This is a genomic window from Streptomyces sp. NPDC036822 (assembly GCF_055609145.1).
Genome location: NZ_JBVJPY010000027.1, coordinates 1 through 17000, shown reverse-complemented (window position 1 = coordinate 17000; position 17000 = coordinate 1). Strand labels below are relative to the sequence as shown.

General features: G+C 65.6%; 9 protein-coding genes and 3 pseudogenes. 3 read left to right on the top strand and 9 right to left on the bottom strand.

Going from position 1 to position 17000, the window contains the following annotated elements; translation table 11 throughout:
• Window positions 1-253 precede the first annotated feature (253 nt).
• The 3 genes from ACZ68P_RS33665 to fxsT form a co-directional block, all read right to left on the bottom strand.
• The gene (locus ACZ68P_RS33665) at window positions 254-1444 is read right to left on the bottom strand and encodes a ParB/RepB/Spo0J family partition protein (protein WP_471012896.1); all 1191 of its coding nucleotides are present in this window, start codon (window positions 1442-1444) and stop codon (window positions 254-256) included.
• Complete coding sequence (locus tag ACZ68P_RS33660; RefSeq protein ID WP_471012894.1) at window positions 1441-2688, bottom strand: ParA family protein; 1248 nt, start codon at window positions 2686-2688, stop codon at window positions 1441-1443. Before ACZ68P_RS33660 ends, ACZ68P_RS33665 begins: the two co-directional genes overlap by 4 nt.
• 235 nt (window positions 2689-2923) lie before the next feature.
• Complete coding sequence (gene fxsT, locus ACZ68P_RS33655; protein WP_471012892.1) at window positions 2924-5605, bottom strand: FxSxx-COOH system tetratricopeptide repeat protein; 2682 nt, start codon at window positions 5603-5605, stop codon at window positions 2924-2926.
• Window positions 5606-7368: 1763 nt separating this feature from the next.
• On the opposite strand from fxsT, the gene ACZ68P_RS33650 reads away from it, so the two are divergent.
• Both ACZ68P_RS33650 and ACZ68P_RS33645 read left to right on the top strand, forming a co-directional pair.
• Window positions 7369-9033, top strand: coding sequence for an IS630 family transposase (locus tag ACZ68P_RS33650; RefSeq protein WP_471012978.1), 1665 nt, complete (start codon window positions 7369-7371; stop codon window positions 9031-9033).
• Between the two features lie 414 nt (window positions 9034-9447).
• Complete coding sequence (locus ACZ68P_RS33645) at window positions 9448-9900, top strand: hypothetical protein (protein ID WP_471012890.1); 453 nt, start codon at window positions 9448-9450, stop codon at window positions 9898-9900.
• Window positions 9901-10027: 127 nt separating this feature from the next.
• Here the strand turns inward: ACZ68P_RS33645 and ACZ68P_RS33640 are convergent, their stop codons facing one another.
• The gene (locus ACZ68P_RS33640; protein ID WP_423565927.1) at window positions 10028-10903 is read right to left on the bottom strand and encodes an IS5 family transposase; all 876 of its coding nucleotides are present in this window, start codon (window positions 10901-10903) and stop codon (window positions 10028-10030) included.
• A 92-nt stretch (window positions 10904-10995) separates the two neighbouring features.
• On the opposite strand from ACZ68P_RS33640, the gene ACZ68P_RS33635 reads away from it, so the two are divergent.
• A complete protein-coding gene (locus tag ACZ68P_RS33635; RefSeq protein ID WP_471012889.1) occupies window positions 10996-12087 on the top strand; it encodes an IS630 family transposase in 1092 nt (363 codons plus the stop codon).
• Window positions 12088-12271: 184 nt separating this feature from the next.
• On the opposite strand, the gene ACZ68P_RS33630 is transcribed toward ACZ68P_RS33635, so the two are convergent.
• The 5 genes and pseudogenes from ACZ68P_RS33630 to ACZ68P_RS33610 form a co-directional block, all read right to left on the bottom strand.
• A complete protein-coding gene (locus ACZ68P_RS33630; RefSeq protein WP_471012887.1) occupies window positions 12272-12694 on the bottom strand; it encodes a DUF6578 domain-containing protein in 423 nt (140 codons plus the stop codon).
• 137 nt (window positions 12695-12831) lie between these two features.
• Window positions 12832-13182: pseudogene (locus ACZ68P_RS33625) on the bottom strand (transposase); the annotation flags it as partial.
• Window positions 13183-13629: 447 nt separating this feature from the next.
• A complete protein-coding gene (locus tag ACZ68P_RS33620) occupies window positions 13630-15162 on the bottom strand; it encodes a hypothetical protein (RefSeq protein WP_471012885.1) in 1533 nt (510 codons plus the stop codon).
• 324 nt (window positions 15163-15486) lie between these two features.
• Window positions 15487-15919 (bottom strand): annotated as a pseudogene (locus ACZ68P_RS33615) (transposase family protein); the annotation flags it as partial.
• A 54-nt stretch (window positions 15920-15973) separates the two neighbouring features.
• Window positions 15974-16721: pseudogene (locus tag ACZ68P_RS33610) on the bottom strand (transposase).
• Window positions 16722-17000 lie beyond the last annotated feature (279 nt).

Genomic DNA, 17000 nt, shown 5'->3' with positions numbered 1-17000 from the left:
TGTAGGCAGCCGATCTCGCATCTCTTGGTGTGAGGGGACCAGAGAGCGCCCGATAGGGCGTTAGAACGCCACACAGGACCTTTTCCCAGTCCGAGGGTGATGCGGAGTACGGCGAATGAGTGATGCAGCGAAGGCGGCAGCGGCCACGTCGATCGTTCGTGCGAAGTTGAATAGTGGGCGGTGAGTTCCGAAGACTACAGACAGCCGGGGTCCGGCCTGACGGTGAGGAGGCTGGACCCCTTGGCTATTGCTGCTAGGACGTGGCGAGGACCTCGGAGATCCTGCGCACGATCACGGCGAGGTCGTGGCGGTCTTTCGGAAGAAGGCCGCGGCCCAAGTCGCCGGCTACTTCGTCTACGCCGCTTGCGAGCTGGAAATAGCGCTGGAGCATGACGCTTCGTTGTTGCGCGTCCAGGTGCTCGAGGGCGTAGTCCATGAGGGCTGCGCCGTCGTTCGGCGGTGCTGTCGTGGCCTTCTCCGGGGCTTCCAGCTTCGCAGCAGGTCGCGGCTCGGGGACAGGGGCGCTGGTGCGTACGGCGGCTGCGGTGCTTGCGGGGCTTTCCGCTGCTGCCTGCTCCCCCGGTGGATTGTGCGAGCCGGGAGGTACCGCGGCGGGGTTATCACGGCGTGATGGGTCGGTCTCAGCTTCGCTGGGCTGCGGGGCTCGTGTGCTCGGCGTGATCGTCTCGTCCTGAGGGGTATCACGGCGTGATAGGTCTCGCTGGGCCGCTGCCTTCTTCTCGGTGGCCTCTGCGCGGGCGTCGGCCTTGGCTCGCTGCTCCTCGGGGGGGAGCTTTGAGAGGTTGCGGACGTGCTCGACCTTCCGCCGTCCTTCGACGAGGTCGGCTTGGAGGGTGGGCTCGAGGTCAAGGATGGACAGTTTCGAGGAGATGGTGGACTGGGCGATGCCGAGTCGCTTCGCCGCCTTGTTCTGGGAGCCGTAGAACTCGACGAGCTTTTTCAGGGCGTTTGCCTGCTCGATGGGGTTCATGTCGTCGCGGTGGACGTTGGCGACGAAGGCGGCTTCCAGGAGGGCTTCGTCTGTGGCTACGAGGGCGTTGTTAATGCTGACTCGGATGGCCTGTGCACCGGCTCGGCGGGTGGCTTCGAGGCGGCGGTGTCCGTCGACGACGATGTAGCGGGCTCCGTCGTCGATGTTCTCTGCTCGCTCGGGACGGGCGGCGAGGTAGGCGTCGACGGTGGCGACGGTGATGGAGTTGACGAGGCCGATTTCGCGGATGCTTTCGGCGAGTCCGTCGAGGTCGCGGAGTTCTTCGCGTGGGTTGTCGGGGTTCTGGCTGATGAGGCGGAGGGGGAGTTCGGTGGGGTCGGGCACGCCGTCTGTGGGGGCGGCGGTGGCGGCGCCGATTGCGGCGCGGCGGGCGCTGATGGGTCGTGCCTGGGCGAAGGATGCGCCGGCGCCGAGGTTCTTGGCCTTGCTCACTTGCTGATCTCCCGTGCGAGGGCTCGGAGGGCGACGGACTGTTCGCAGCGGGGTGCGTAGGCGAGGAGGGGGCGCTTTGCGCGGACGGCTTCCTTTTGCTCTTTGAGGTCGCCGATGACGCCGACGACGCGGGGATCCTTTATGTCCATCCAGGACTGGAGGGAGGAGGTTGCGATGTATCCGCGCCTGGCGTCGTAGTGGTTGACGACGAGGCCGAGGTAGTCGATGTCGAGGGCGAGGTCGCCTCTCATGTCTTCGATCTGGGAGGTGAGGAGGCCGTAGGCGTCGGCGCTGCTGTCTTCGGCTTGGACGACGATGAGGACGCCTGAGTTGCCGGCTGCTTCGTTGTCTCTGCGTCGGCCGTAGTAGGAGGCGGCGTCCATGCTGAGGCCGAGGCTGGGGGGGCAGTCGATGAGGATGACGTCGTAGTCGGCTTCAACGGCGCGTAGGGCTCGCTCGAGGGCGGATTCGCGGGCTCGTACGGCGGCGAGGCGGACGTCGAGGAGGAAGGCGTCGGTGCAGGCGGGCAGGAGGTGCAGTCTGTCGCCGAAGCGGTCTTCTTCTACGGCGACGATGAGGTCGGTGAGTTCGCCCTTGGCGTCGCCGGCCATGTGGTTGGTGAGGGAGTCGCCGTCCATGGGGAGCGGTTCGTGGCCAAGCTGCTTGGTGAGGTGGCCTTGGGGGTCGAAGTCGACCAGGAGGACTCGCTGGCCGAGGCCGGGGAGGTCTTCGAGGGCGAGCGGGTCTTCGGGGCGGTCGTCTTCTTCGAGCAGTGCGGCGAAGTATTTGGAGACGCGGACTGGTACGAGGGCGGCGGGGTTTTCTGCGAGGGCTTCGCCGAGGCCTGCGGTGATGGCGGTTTTGCCGACGCCACCTTTCTGGTTGCAGATGACGATGCGCCGGACGGTGGTGGGGCGCTTGACCTCGGGGGCGGGGTTGGTGTCGAGCCAGAGCCTGACGGCCTGGGCGATGCCCTGGGTGAGGGAGATGCCGCGGTTTTTGGCGTCGCTGCGGAATCCGTCCCAGAGGCCGTGGGGGAGGAAGGTCGAGTAGGTCTCGGCGCCTGCGGTGTCGATGGGGGAGAGGTTGGAGCCGAGGTGGCGCCAGGCGGTGATGCCGGCTTCGACGGCGTTTTGCATGTCGAGGCCGTGGAGTGCGGCGTGGATCTTGAGTTCTTGCCGGAGGGTGCTGGGGAGCTTGGTGACGACCTTTTCCCGGTCGCCACTGGTGTCAGGTGACGTCATGGACGTCACTCTACTAACGGTTGAGATCAACTTCAGCTATCGACACGTTAGGAAGGTTACGGATGTGGGTTATCACGGCGTGATAACCCCAGCGGGCGCGTCGGGTGCTGCCGATCGTCGCTGCCGTCGTGGCGCCTGGGTAACCATAGGGAGAGCATGGGCTGAGGGGTCCACAGGGGCAGGCGGCGATACTCAGGCGTGCCGACGGTCTGCCCGCCCTCGGGGTGGTGGGTTATCACGGCGTGATAGCCCTTCCGAGAGGCCACAGGGGTCTCATCTGGGCGAGCTCCGTCAGGGCGTCAGCCAGGTTGTCGCGCGCCAGCACGGTGGTGGAGTGGTGGGGGCCGAGGATCCGTTCGGAGTCCTCGAGATTCCGCCTGTAGAGCGGGAGCGCTTTGTCGTGCTGTCCGGCGGCTTGATGGCTGGTGGCGAGGTTATTGCGGGAGCCCAGGGTCTGCGGGTGGTCGCTGCCCAGGATTCGCTCCGTGTCGGCGAGGTTCTGGATGCACAGAACCAGAGCGCGGCCGGGGTTGCCCGCCCCCCAGTACGCGCTGGCGAGATTATTCTGCGCGGCCAGGGTCATGGGGTGCTCGGGGCCGAGCACCCGTTCTCGTTCAGAGAAGTTCTCTTTGTACAGGCGGATGGCGGGGGCGTAGTCCTTGGCCAGGTAGTGGGTGGCTGCTACGTCGTTACGGGTGTCCATCGTGCGGGGATCATCACGTCCGAGGATCTGTTCGTGTTCATCGAGTAGCCGCTGGAAGTGGGTGAGGGCGTTGCGCTGGTCGCCGGACTCACGCAAGGCGCTGGCTAGGGTGCTGCGACGCATCAGGGTCTCGGGATGGTGGGGCCCGCGGCTGCGCTGTGTCCTTGCGAGGTTTTCTCTGCAGAGTGAGATGGCCTGTTTGTAGTCGCCGGATCCTTCGTAGGTAGCAGCAAGATTGTTGAGGATGCCGAGGGTGTCGGGGTGGTCCTCCCCCCACACCCGCTCTGCGGCTGCCAGGTTCTGTGTGAGCAGGGCGATGGCTCGGTCGTAGTCCTCAGCGGCTTTGTAGTCGACGGCGAGGTTGTTCCTAGCCGCCAGCGTCTGAGGGTGTTCGGGCCCCAGCAGCCGTTCTGTGTCGTTCAGGTTCTTTCTGAGCAGGGCGGTCGCGCGGGTGTAGTCCCCGGCGGCGCAGAGGGCGTTACCGAGGCTGTTGCGGGCGGCGAGTGTCTCGCGGTGCCCTGAGCCGAGCACTCGTTCGCGCATGACGAGTGCCTTCTTGGAAAGGCTGATGGCTCGATCGGTGTCGCCGGCGAGCTGACAGGCGTGGGCGAGGTTGTGCTGCGCGGTGGCCGTCTCGATGTGGGTGGCGCCCAGAGCGCGTTCGGTCTCTGCCAGGCTTTCCTCGAAGAGGGTGACTGCTTGTTGCAGGTTGCCGGCGCCTTGGTGGCCGTAGGCGAGGTTGCTGCGCGCGGCCAGGGTGTGGGGGTGGTCGGCTCCGAGTACCCGTCCCATGTCGTTCAGGTTCTCTTGGTGCAAGGCAATGGCGCGGTGGTACTCGCCGGCGGAGTGGTGTGCCCAGGCGAGCTGGTTGCGAGCCATAAGGGTTTTGTGGTTGTCCGGTCCTAGCAGGCGGTGGCAGGTGGAGAGGACTCTGTGGAAGAGCGGGATCGCTCGGTCGATCATGCCTTGATCGACAAGGAAGGCGCTGACGTCGCCAAGCACTTCTATGGTGTTGGCTGTGTCGGCTTCGGCGTTCGAGTTCTCGGCCAGGGCTTCGGCGTGGGGGAGTAGGGCGACGTAGAGGGGCCATTGGGCGGGATCCTGCGCCCTGTCTGGCAGCTTGGCCGCGAGGTGGTCCGTGGCTCTGTGGCGTGCCTGCTCGATCAGAAGCGGGTCGCGGTGAGGGTCTGCCCGGTCGGCTGTGCGGGCGAGAGTCTGGACGAGGCGGTGGACTGCGGCAGTCTGGGTTCCTGTGTCGAGGGTGATCATGGAGTAGGCAGCAAGCAGGCCGATCGCCCGGTTGACAGCGGGTGGGCTTCCACAAGCCGCGACGAGGTCGCGATGGATGTGGTCGGGGGCGTACCAGGCAAGAGTGCGCAGTACGTCACCGGCTGCGGGTTCCAGGGCTGTGATGCGGTCCAGCGTCAGACGCCAGATGCTCGCGATGGTGCGCTCGGCAGGAGTGGTGGCTCCGCCGTACTGGTACATGTCGGCCGGGTACTGCGCGAGGAGCTCAAGGTAGTCGCGGGGGCTGATGAGCGGATTTTCTGCGAGGTAGGAGCCGGCCTGCTCAACTGCCAGGGGTAGGTATCCGAGCTCGGCGCACAGTTGTGCTGCGCCGGCCATGTCTCTTCTTCCATCGTGGTTCATGGTTCGGCTGAGGAGGTCGAGAGCTTCCGCAGGGGTCAGGATGTCGAGGGGGAGCACAAAGGCGCCGCCCCAGCCGGTGGCAAGACGGCTCGTGATGAGGAATCGTCCGTCCGTAGGACGTGCAAGGAGGGGCGCGATGTCTGCCGGGTCGTTGACGTTGTCGAGGATCACCAGCCACCCGGTGTGCGTAGCCAGCCACTGCAGTGCGCGTTCGGCAAGCTGCTCGACTGCCAGCGTTTCGGCGAGAACGGGCTGGAGTGCGCATGCGAAATCCGCCAGGCCCTGACGGATGTTGTCCTTGCTGTCGGCAGTGATCCATCGGACCGGGCTGAGGCCAAGCCTGTGAGCGTGGTTAGCAGCCCAATGCGCGGCCAGGGTGCTCTTGCCGACGCCTCCCAGCCCGGAAACGGCCTGGATGACCAGGTGCCCAGGCTGAGCCATCCCCTCGTCCAACCGGTGCAGCTCTGTCTCTCGTCCGACGAAGAGGTGAGGCCGGAAGGGGAGGTTGTCTGTACCGGGCGGTGCCTCGACGCCAGCAATCGGCTGGAAGGCTTCCGGCGGCATGAATATGGTGCGCCTGGTCGCCGGTCTGGATGGTGCCGTAGTTGTCCCGCCCCACGGATGCAGAGCGGGCTCCAGATCCGGGGGAGTGGCTGCTGGTGGGCGCCGAGTCCCCAGGCTTGCTGCTTCCGGATGTCTGCTGCGCGTCTCGCTTTTGCGACCTGGGTAGTTTCACCGTGCAGCCCTGTCAAGCCCGGTCGCCGGTGGAAAGGTCCCCGGTGTTGTCTCCGCCGATCGCGATCGACCGGCTTCCCGGCGCAGGCGCCGCCGTCCCGCTGGGCGGGGACGGCATGTTGGCGTCGCCTGTCGTGATGGCGCCCTGGTTGTTGCCCTGGATAGCAACAGAACGTTCACCAGTAACGGTTGGTGTACTGCTGGTGCCAGTCACAAAGCCGTAGCCCCAGGCGGCAGCGAGGGCACCGCATGCCGCACCGAGGGAGGCGGCAACTCCCCAACGCGCACCGGAGTCCTTGAGAAGTGATTCCAGTACGAAAGCACCTGAGATCCAAGCTGGTAGCGCAAACGCAACAAGGGTGACGACTACTGCTACCGCCCACCGACCGAACTGCGTCACTTCGCGCCTCCTTCGTAGCTGCTGAGCCACACAGCATCGCATCAGCTCGTCCCCTGTAGACAGGTAATGCCAAGCAGGTGCTAGGTAGTTGCGATTCTGAGACGGCGCTGGTCGTTGACCGCTACGCGCCCGTCGGGCACGTAGCCACGGCACAACGCCTCGACTGCGGACGCGGGTTCATAACCGGGACGTGCTGTCGCAGGTCGGGAGTAGGCGCCCGTGTAGGCGTGCTGCTGGGCCTATCACGCCGTGATAACTCGCTTGCGAAGCGACACAGGGCTGGCACAACGAGGGACTGTCTCCTTGAACTGTCCGTGAGATCGTCGTGCTCGTGACCGAGTCCTGGGTGATCAGTGACGACAGCCCTGTCCCCGTGCCGTCCGAGGTAGTGCTGGAGGCTCTTCGGCTGAGGGCCGCCAGCGGGCGGATTGAGATATGGCTGACGAGTTCGTCCGGACGATCGCTGGCCTTCGTGACGAATACCGAGCGTGCGATGGTGACACTGCGCGAAGAAGAGAGCGATCCCGGCGAGCATGCCGTAGACCCCGGGGCTCAGGGGCAGTGCGCGGCACCTCTCGCCGGCGCCCCTCGATGCGAACTACGGGCGGGAGGGTCGCTGAGGTCCACAAGGCTGGTCGAGCAGCTGCATGGGGGCGGTGGCGGGCGACTGCGGTCGCGGTGGTTGCTGTACTTTCCTGCTGTACGGCGGCCGCGCGATCGGGGGGATCATGGCAGCGCTGGGGTTCTTCTTCATCATCCTGCCGTGCCTCGCCGTCGTCAGCTTCACATGCTTTGCTGCATGCCGAGCCCAGAGACACAAGGCGTTCAAGGCTTTGGCCTATGCATGCCTGTGCCTCGGCCTCCTATGCAGCCTCACTCCCATCGGAATTGTCGTCTGGGCGTCTTCGCCGTAGGTGCCCTGCGCCGGTCCCGCCAGGTTCCAGGTCGTGGCGAAGGCACCAGTTTGGAAAACCGTCGTGGCAGCGATGTCACCGTGGGTTCGAATCCCACACCCACCGCAGGTGAACGGCCCCTGACCAGGCACATCGGTCGGGGGCCGTCCTTGTGCTTGCTGCCCGTTCGACACCGTGGTTCCCCGTCGGTTCCCGCTAGAGGCTCGGCTCGCATCGTCGGCCGGGTATTCACGCGCTGCTCGGGGGTGAGCAGACTGTCCCAGGACCTGATCTTGGAGGTGGTCGTGGGGCGTCAACCGAGTGTGTTCGTCCGGCCGGTGAGCATGGAGGAGGGCCGTCGGCTGCAGCGGATCAGCCGCACCGCCAAGGATCCGGTGAGGTTGCGCCGGGCCATCGTGGTGCTGATGTCCGCGCAGGGCCAGGCGGTCAGGGACATAACCTCGCTGATGCAGGTCGGTGAGGACTACGTGCGCGATGTGATTCACGCGTTCAACGAGCGGGGGTCAGACGCGCTGGACCCAAAATGGAGCGGGGGACGCCCGAAGACGATCGGTGAGCGGGTGCGTGAGCACATCCGTCTGATCGCCCGGACGTCCCCTGCGGACTGGAAAATCGCCGCGTTTTCCACCTGGAGCCTGGCCAAACTTGCGGCCCATCTGGTCGAACGGCACGTGGTGCCGGCGATCAGCCGGGAGACCCTGCGACGCATCCTGCGCGAGGGCGGCGTCTCCTGGCAGACGACCACCACCTGGAAGACTTCCACCGACCCGGACTTCATCGCCAAGATGCACCGTGTCCTGGCGCTCCACGACACCCCGCCAACGGACGGGAGAGTGATCTGCGTCGACGAGTTCGGCCCGCTGAACCGTCAGCCGCGCAAAGGTAAAGCGTGGCGTCAGGCCGGAAGGCCCCGCCGGCTGCGTACCACCTACAACCGGTACGGCGGCGTGATGCACATGCTCGCCGCCCTCGACCTGAGCACCGGGAAGATCTACTACCGGATCCGCCGACGCAAGCGGTGGCGCGAGTTCCTGGGTCTGCTCAAAATCCTGCGCTCCCGTTGGCCCGGCGAAAAGCTGTATGTGGTGCTGGACAACTTCTCCCCGCACAAGCCCACCGAAGTCCGCATATGGGCCGCCGACAACGACATCGAGCTGGTCTTCCTGCCAACCTACGGCTCCTGGCTGAACTGGATCGAATCAGAGTTCGCAGCCCTGCGCTACTTCGCGCTCAACGGCACTGACCACCGCACCCACGGTGAGCAGAACGCCGCCATCGCCGCCTACATACGCTGGCACAACACCCGCGCCGAACCGAAGACCGCCTTCGCGCCCGACTCTTCGATCCGCAGTTGGACCGAATACCCCCGCCAGGGCGGCCTGATGAAGCTCTACGATCTTCACATGAGTGACCGCAACCCGACGGCTGACGAGCTGCAGACGGCCCGGCTGTCGCTACGGCGTCCGACCGAAGTCGATATCGACGCAATCTTTGCAATCCACCATGACCCCGAGACTTGCATGCACAACCCCTCCGATGCGCTCGCCCGACCCGACGAGGCCCGGGAGCTGTATCAACGCTGGAACGAGCAGTGGCAGCGATACGGATACGGGTACTGGGTTGCCCGGCGCCATGACTCCGATCAACAGTTGGGCTTCTGCGGGATCAAGCCCATGGAACTGCAGGGCATGAAGGTCCTCAACCTCTTCTACCGCTTCGCCACCTCAGCCTGGGGCCAGGGCTACGCCGGCGAAGCCGCCACCGCGGTGACCACCTGGGCATCCCGTAATGTTCCCGACCTGCCGCTGATCGCCCGCGTCCGGCCGGCCAACACCGCTTCCCAGCGCGTGGCGATCCGCGCCGGCCTGACTCGAGCGGAGCACCTCGACGGCACCGGATACGACGGCCACGACTGGATCTACGCAGCGAAGCTGCCGACCTGAACAGCTGCCAGGATGCAGGTTGCCCTCACGGAAGGAAGGCTTATGGCCGTCCAACCTTCCGAGCCAAGCCACTAGGCCGTGTATCGAAAGTGGATCTTGAGGCGAATCCGGAGAGGAAGAACGTCTGCTTGAGCGGCTCCCGCCTCGGCCGTGCCTTGTACGGACGTAGAGGATCCACACCAGTCCTGGAGCGTGGGCTCAATATGATCTCCTGGATCGGTTGCTGCCTGCCCAGGGGGAACAATGCCGAGCTTCAAGAACACCGCCCGAGGACTCTGCTTAGCCGGAGTGTTCCTCATGCTCGCCGGGTGCGGATCCGGCAGTGGTGAAGAGAAACCTGGTCCACTGCAGAAGAGCAGCCCACCCGCTGCTCATGCCCCCAGGCTTCTGGGGCTGCCCGAGTTCCAAGCGGTCATGCCTGGTGCCAGCGACATCCCACCTGGTTGGGAGAAGGGCTCCGAACTGCGTACCGAGGGTCCAGACGACAACACCCTCGCCGGCGTACAGCAAGGCTTCGTCGCGCCCGACCTCGAAGGCATCGTCGGACTGCGCGCCTACTTTTTCCGGTCCACCACCGACGCCGTCCGGTACTACACGGACAAGAAGTCCCAAACGGCAAGTGCCAAGCAGGGGCCGGTGGAGCTTCCCGACGTCGATGCGGCGTACACGGCCGAGTACTGCCTGACGGACGACCTCTGCAGCTCCTCGATCGCGTTCCGGCTGGGTTCCGTCGCAGGAGTCGTGAACCTCAACACGAAGACTCGACCCGCCGTCGATCCCCGAGTGCTGAACTCCGTCACCCGCATGTTCGCCCAGCGGATCCGACAGGCACAGCGGGGCCAGATCCCCTCCGCGAAGGCGGCATAGCCCTGACGCGCATGGACCGGGTTGGGCCGTGGCCGGGGTCAGCAACCAGTCCACCGGGTACTGCCCGAACGTCACCTCCCGGGCGGCAGTCGCGTGGAACGTGGATCCCACCTGTGACGGTCGGTGATCACAGCCACTCGTTGATAGCCGCGACGAGGATCGTCGCCTCGTAGCGGACCGCGAGCTTGTCGTAGCGCGTGGCGACGGCACGGTGCCTCTTGAGACGGTTGATCCCACACTCGACCGCATGGCGCTTGCGGTAGTCGGCCGGGTCGAAACGCGGCGGCCGGCCGCCGCGGGACCCGAGCTTTCGGCGGTTGCGCGCCTGGTCGGCCTTGTCCGGGATGGTGCAGCGGATCCCACGTCGGCGCAGGTAGGCGCGATTTCTGCGGGAGGCGTACGCCCTGTCAGCGCGTACCCGGTCGGGGCGGACACGTGGCCGGCCCGGTCCGAGGCGGGGGACGCGGACCTTCTCCAGTACCGGTTCGAACTGCGGTGAGTCCCCGCGCTGTCCTGCCGTGATCACGATCGACATGGGCTTTTGGCTCTGCTCGACGGCCAGGTGGAGCTTGGTGGTGAACCCGCCTCGCGACCGTCCCAGCCCATGATCATGCGGCTCGGTGAAGATCCCGCCCGGCGGTTCCTTCTGCAGGTCGCCCCGCTTGCGAGCCCCGGCCGCATGCTGATGGGCACGGCACACCGTGGAGTCGACGTTCAAGTCCCACACGATCGCGCCCTTCGCGTCGGCCAGGGACTGGAGCCGGGTGAGGATCCGCTGCCAGGTGCCGTTCCGCTGCCACCGGCGGAATAGGTCGTAGACCCGGCTCCACGGTCCGTACTCGACAGGGACGTCCCGCCACGGAACACCGGTCCGGACCCGGAACCGTATGCCGTCGAGCAGCCGCCGCCGAGGCCAGAGCGGCGGCCGCCCCGCCTTCGTGCCCTTCGGCAACAGCGGCTCCAGCACCGCCCACTGCTCGTCCGTGAGATCTCCCCGGCCCATGAACTGAGATCATGCACAGTCCAAGATCCACTTTCGATACACAGCCTAGTCTTATGAGTCAGGAGTCCTGTTCAGATGTGTAGGGTTGCCTGGTGGCACGTACTGGGCGGCCGAAGGCCGAGTTGATCCTGTCGGATGCGGAACGGGCTGCGCTGGAGGGATGGGTGCGGCGCCGTTCCACCCCGCAGGCGTGGGCTTTGCGGTGTCGGATCATCCTGGCCTGCGCAACAGGCGCGTCGAACAAAGACGTGGCCACGCAGTTAGGCTCCACGCCGCATGCGGTGGGCCGCTGGCGGAAGCGGTTCGTCGAGCACCGGATCGCCGGCCTGGGTGACATGCCGCGCCCGGGCGGCCCCCGGACGGTCACCGACGAGCAGGTCGCTGCGGTGGTGAAGCGGACGCTGGAGTCGACGCCGAAGAATGCCACGCACTGGTCGACGCGGGCCATGGCCCAGGAGATGGGCCTGTCGCAGTCGACCGTGTCACGGATCTGGCGGGCCTTCGGCCTGCAACCGCACCGTACGGAGACGTTCAAGCTGTCGACAGATCCGTACTTCGTCGACAAGGTCCATGACGTGGTCGGCCTGTATCTGGATCCGCCCGAGCGGGCCCTGGTGTTCTGCGTGGACGAGAAGAGCCAGATCCAGGCCCTGGACCGCTCCCAGCCGGTGCTGCCGATGATGCCCGGGGTCCCACAGCGCCTCACCCACGACTACGTGCGCGCCGGAACCACCACGCTGTTCGCCGCCCTGGAGGTGGCCACCGGCAAGGTGATCGGCTCCTTGCACCGCCGGCACCGGGCCGAGGAGTTCAAGAAGTTCCTGATCAAGCTCGACCAGGAGGTGCCGGCTGGCCTGGACGTGCACCTGGTGCTGGACAACTACGCCACCCACAAGACCCCGGCGATCAAAACCTGGCTGGTAGCTCATCCCCGCTTCCACCTGCACTTCACGCCCACCGGATCGTCCTGGCTCAATCTGGTGGAACGCTGGTTTGCAGAGCTGACGAACAAGCAGATACGACGCGGGGTCCACAAGAGCGTCCAGGCGCTGGAGAGGGACATCCGCGCCTGGATCGCCGCATGGAACACCGACCCCAAGCCCTACATCTGGACGAAGACCGCAGACGAGATCCTTGAACGCCTCGCCGGCTATCTGAATAGAATTCCTGACTCGGAAGACTAGATCGGGCACGAGAGGGACACGGTCACCTTCTGATCCGTAGCTCTAGCCGGGATCGGCTAGTGACGGCTATTCCGGCCGCTGTGAGGCCCTGGAGCCGACAGGCTATGGGGCGGGGCCGGTTGCAGGGGTTGCGGTACGGAGCCGCTGTACAGCGATCGGGCGAGAAACCTGTCCCGCCGGCCCCTCATAGACCATGACGCGTAGCCGCACCGTCCGGCACGTCTGAAATACGTCGGGCAGTGACCAGATACCCCACGAAGCGCACCCCCGGCTGCGCCTTCGCCCGCCCGTCCGCCGCCTCGATCGGAACCAGAACGGTCGTACCTGGCACGGGGTGGTAGATGTTGGACGTGCTGCCCGCGGGCACCTCGTAATGGCAGTGCGCCTCATCGACCGACAACACCTCCAGCCGAACGGGCGCATGCCCCTCGTCCCGCCCGTGATGCTCCTCGCAGAAGTCGATTTTTGCCGCGCGCTCATCACCGACTATGCCGGCGTAGTCCTCCGGATCGACCTCCAGGAGCGTCCACGAGACAACATCCCCTGGCGCGAAGCTCTCTCCACAGCACTGGATCTGCCAGTCATCGACCCAGATCGTCAACGTCATGACGCCATTATCTGCCGAGCGACTGAGCCCATCAGCGACCTCGCGCATGTACAACACCCGCTTTAGGAGAGCGGGAGGGCGGGCGGACACCTGACCTGCACGGATGCTCGGAGAGCTGATCGATGGCTCAGGACCCGCTACTGACCTTGTAGTCGTGGTGTCGTCAGGGTGAGTCCGGTGCCGGTGAGGCATCCGTCGATGATGTCGCTGCGGTATTGGATTTGGCGGAGGCCGTGTCGTAGTCGGCGGATGAGGTGGTCGGGGTCGGTGAAGGCGGTGTTCGCCTGACTGGTCCTGCGGAGGATGGACCAGATGCCTTCGACGGGGTTGAGGTCGGGTGCGTAGGGCGGCAGGTGGTAGGCGGTGAGCCAGTCCTGTGCGTCGATGAAAGCCCGCATCCGGCGGTCCTTGTGGACGTTCAAGTTGTCCCAAACGAGGATGATCGGTCCGTCGAGCTGCTGGTGGGCGGCGATGAGGAGGTCGCGGTACTGCTGATGAACGCCCTGTCATCCCCTGAGGCGCCGGGCAGGCAGATGAGGCGGAGCCGCCGTGCGGCAATCTGAGAGGTGTTAACACCCTGGGCGGTCCTGAGGGCGAGCACGCTGTTGACGGCTGCGCGGGGCGCCAAACGGGCCGTCGGCTACAGCTCTCGTCAGCGGAACGGGCCCTGCCAGCTTCGCCTCGGCAGGGCCCGTTCGTAGCCTCGGGGGGCGTTCTCATCGGAGCGAGCGTGCGGGCCCGCTTCGTTCTGCATAACGAGCCTCCCCGCAGATGGACACGCAGTGCCAAGGATTGGGGCGGCAGGTGGTACTGCTCCCAGAGCGCGATCTGAGCACCGGGACGCCCGTGAAGCAGCCAGTCCCCCCATGATGGGCCCTATTTCCCCCGGAGAAGGAAAGGGCAGAAAAGGAGGAGCGGACGGGGCTTGGGCAAGTTCAGCTCGGGTTCTTCCGAGGGCGCTTGCGGTTCCGTTGGACTCTTTCCTGGGGGGCGGGCAGAGTAGCCGGGTTCAGGCCGGTCCAGATGCCCTCCATGCCGTTGTTCAGATCATCGATAAGGGCAGCGAGGATCGCCAACCCGCCCTTGGCCGGCATTCTCGCCCGTCCCCCCAAATTACGCAGCCGGGTATAAGCCAACTTGATATCGATGTCTAGGGCGGTGGCGATGCTTTCGGTAGTGCGGTTGCCGTGGTAGATCGCACCGAGGATTTCCAGGTCCGCCTTATTAGGCTTGCGGGTCTCTTCAGCGCTGCCCTGGGGGACGGGCAGGGTGATGGGATTCAGGCCGGCCCAGATGCCCTGCATGCCGTTGTTCAGATCATCGATAAGGACAGCGAGGATCGCCTGCGTACGTTTGGCCTCGATCCTCGCTCGTGATCTCAATCCGTACAGCCGAGCCGGCAGATTGTCTTTCTCTATATTTAGGGCAGTGGCGATGCTTTCGGTAGTGCGGTTGCCGTGGTAGATCGCACCGAGGATTTCCAGGTCCCCCTTACTAGGGGCGCCGTGAGAGCGGGATCGCTTGCGGAACTCTTCAGCGCTGTCCTGGGGGTCGGGCAGGCGGGCGGGGTTCAGGCCGGCCCAGATGCCCTTCATGTCGTTGTTCAGATCCTTGATAAGGACAGCGAGCACCGCCGCCCCGCCCTCGGCCGTAATCCCCGCCCGCTCCCCCAAATAACGCAGCTTGTCATTCACAAGGCTGGTATAGACGCGCAGGGCGTCGGCGATGCTTTCGGTAGTGCGGTTGCCGTGGAAGATCGCACCGAGGATTGCCAGGTCAACCGGACTGAGTGGGACGGTGTGGTCGCGTGGGGTGCTGGTGGTGGTTGTGGCGGTGTTCTGGGTGGTGGCCGTGGGGTTAAGTGCGGCGGGCTGGACTTGCGTGACGGTGTGCAGGAGGGCATTCCTCCAGATCTGGAGGATGTCGGGGCTGGTGGGGGCGAGTGTGACCAGGTACGCGGCCAGGTCGGTGTACTGGGGGGTGGGGGGGATGTTGAGGACTCGGGATGTCTGGTTCAGGGCGTCTATGAGGAGGGTGGCGTCGGCGTTGCCCGCTCCGCCCAATCCCCATGCGGCCCAGGACAACGCGGCGTCCCAGTCGCCCTGACTGATGGACTGCAGACAGGCAAGGTCCTGATCCCAGCCCTCCAAGGGGTTTGAGGCGCTGCCGGTGAAGGGATTGGACAGAAACTCCCAGAAAGCTCCCGCGGTGACGATGCCGGCATTGAGCAGTGTTCCCGCGAGGTCTTCGTCACTGGCCGCCTCGAACTGCCACCGAGCCGCGACCTGCTGCACCGCTCCACGGAACATCGGCTCGTCCACATGCAGACCGGTCAGGGCTCCCGCGAATGCGGCGGCCTGCGCCCACGCACCAGACGCCGCATGCGCAAGAGCCTCCGTGATCACCGCCTCCTGCCCCTGGCCTTGCGCGGCCGCACCGACATCCGCACCCAAGGTGTACTCACTCATCTGCATCCGCTCCACGATCAGTCACTGCGACCGGACACATGACCGGCCACGGCAAGCACACCAGCACCACCAGGCAGGCAAACAATCCAAAGAGGAAAAAACCCGCCAACCGGCATGCGCTCATCCCCATCGTCCCCCCACATCAGCCTTATCGGGAACCTCCACACCCATCCTCTCCCCACCCGACACTCGCGCGCCGGCAGGAAGAACACGCAGACAGCCCCCAGCAGCCGTAACCGGCCGTGAAGACCCCGGAGATGTCAGAGCATCCAGGTCTGACGGTGAGCATTTTCAGCGTTAACGTTCGAGGGAAGACCTCTCACCACCAGGCAAGCAGCGGTCAACCGCCTCGCCCGTGGGATCGGTGACGGCCTGGATGTTCACTCCGTGCCGTCGGGCCTTGCCGGAGTAGTCCATCCCGTTCGTGGTCGCCGACGCGGGCGCACTCGGCGATGGTGCCGTCCACCAGGACATACTCGGGCCGTGCCCGGCGAAGCGCCTGCGTGAGGGATGGTGCCTTCGAGGCGAGGAGTTTGATCACGATCTGTACGTAGGCGTGGGCGGTGCCTTCGCTGATCCGGAAGCCCGCGGCGAGCTTCGCGTAGGTGGTGTGCTCGCGCAGGTAGACCACGGTGATGATCGCGCGCTGCGAGGGTCGCAGCTTGCACCGGCGGTCACCCTCGCGAGTGACGATCAGCATCGTGACCCACTCCACGAGCGCATGCGGCAAATCGAGTGCGGCAGGAAAGACGACCAACGAGGCCTCGTCGCAGCGGTTGAGACGTCAGACATCTCGAACCACTGAGCGTTTTCAGCGTTGACGCTCCAGGGTGAGGATGGCTGCGGCGATGGCGGTCATGCGGTTGGGGCTGCAGCGGGCCCGGCGGAAGATTCGCCAGGACTTCAGCCTTGCGATGCTTCGTTCGACCGGTGCTCGTGCCGCCGACAGGGCTCGGTTGATCGTCCGCTGGGTCGTGGTGAGGCCCTGCCGGGAAGCCGTCTGATCGGTATGGTCACCCAGGAGCCGGCACCGATGTAGGCGCGGTCGGCGAGGACGGGGACGCCCTGGCGTTCGCAGATCCGGATGATGCGGTGGGTTCGGGCCGCGGTCAGGTCGTGGGTGCGGCCGGGCAGCGCGGGCGAGATCCACAACAGCTTGCCTGCGGGATCGGCGATAACCTGCACGTTCACGCCGTGACGGCGGTGCTTCTGGGAGAAGTCGGCCCGGCTGTCGCCGACGCGGTCGCACTCGGCGAGCGTCCCGTCGAGCAGGACGTGGTCAGGATCCGTCTCGCGCAGGACTCGCAGCAGGCCGGGCGCCTTCCGGGACAGATGTTCGACGACGGCCGTGACGTAGGCGTGGGCGGTGCCGACGGATATGCCGAAGCCGGTGGCGATCTGCATGAGCGTGTCGTGGCGGCGAAGGTAGACCAGGCCCACGAGGCCCGCTGGTGGGGCGGGAGCTTGCAGCGTCAGTCACCCTCACGGGTGACGATGAGCATGGATACCCACTCGACCAGGGCGTGAGGCAGGTCGAGTGCGGCAGGACAGGGAACCAAGGAGGCCCCTGCGCTGATGAGTTGAGACGTCGAACACCTCTCTCAACGGCACAGGAGCCTCGTGCGTTGTGGGACGCCTGCCCGTCACCCGATCAGTGGCCGCTCTGAAAGAGCTCACTGCCCGAAGGCCTCGCCTGCTATCCACCCCTGGATGTCACCCGATCGGTGGCCCCGCTGAAGGAGCTCAGTGAGCCTTTTTCATCCTGCCCCTGAAGGGCTATAAGGCCTGGTCAGCTGGGGTGGTGACGTGGCAGAGCCCCCGGTCGTTGGCGGTGTTGA

What these genes read in the sequence shown, in the direction of transcription:
- ACZ68P_RS33660 (WP_471012894.1), bottom strand. Translation starts at nt 2,688, where the DNA reads ATGACGTCACCTGACACCAGTGGCGACCGGGAAAAGGTCGTCACCAAG.
- ACZ68P_RS33645 (WP_471012890.1), top strand. Translation starts at nt 9,448, where the DNA reads ATGCCTGGTGCCAGCGACATCCCACCTGGTTGGGAGAAGGGCTCCGAA.
- ACZ68P_RS33640 (WP_423565927.1), bottom strand. Translation starts at nt 10,903, where the DNA reads ATGGGCCGGGGAGATCTCACGGACGAGCAGTGGGCGGTGCTGGAGCCG.
- fxsT (WP_471012892.1), bottom strand. Translation starts at nt 5,605, where the DNA reads ATGCCGCCGGAAGCCTTCCAGCCGATTGCTGGCGTCGAGGCACCGCCC.
- ACZ68P_RS33620 (WP_471012885.1), bottom strand. Translation starts at nt 15,162, where the DNA reads ATGAGTGAGTACACCTTGGGTGCGGATGTCGGTGCGGCCGCGCAAGGC.
- ACZ68P_RS33630 (WP_471012887.1), bottom strand. Translation starts at nt 12,694, where the DNA reads ATGACGTTGACGATCTGGGTCGATGACTGGCAGATCCAGTGCTGTGGA.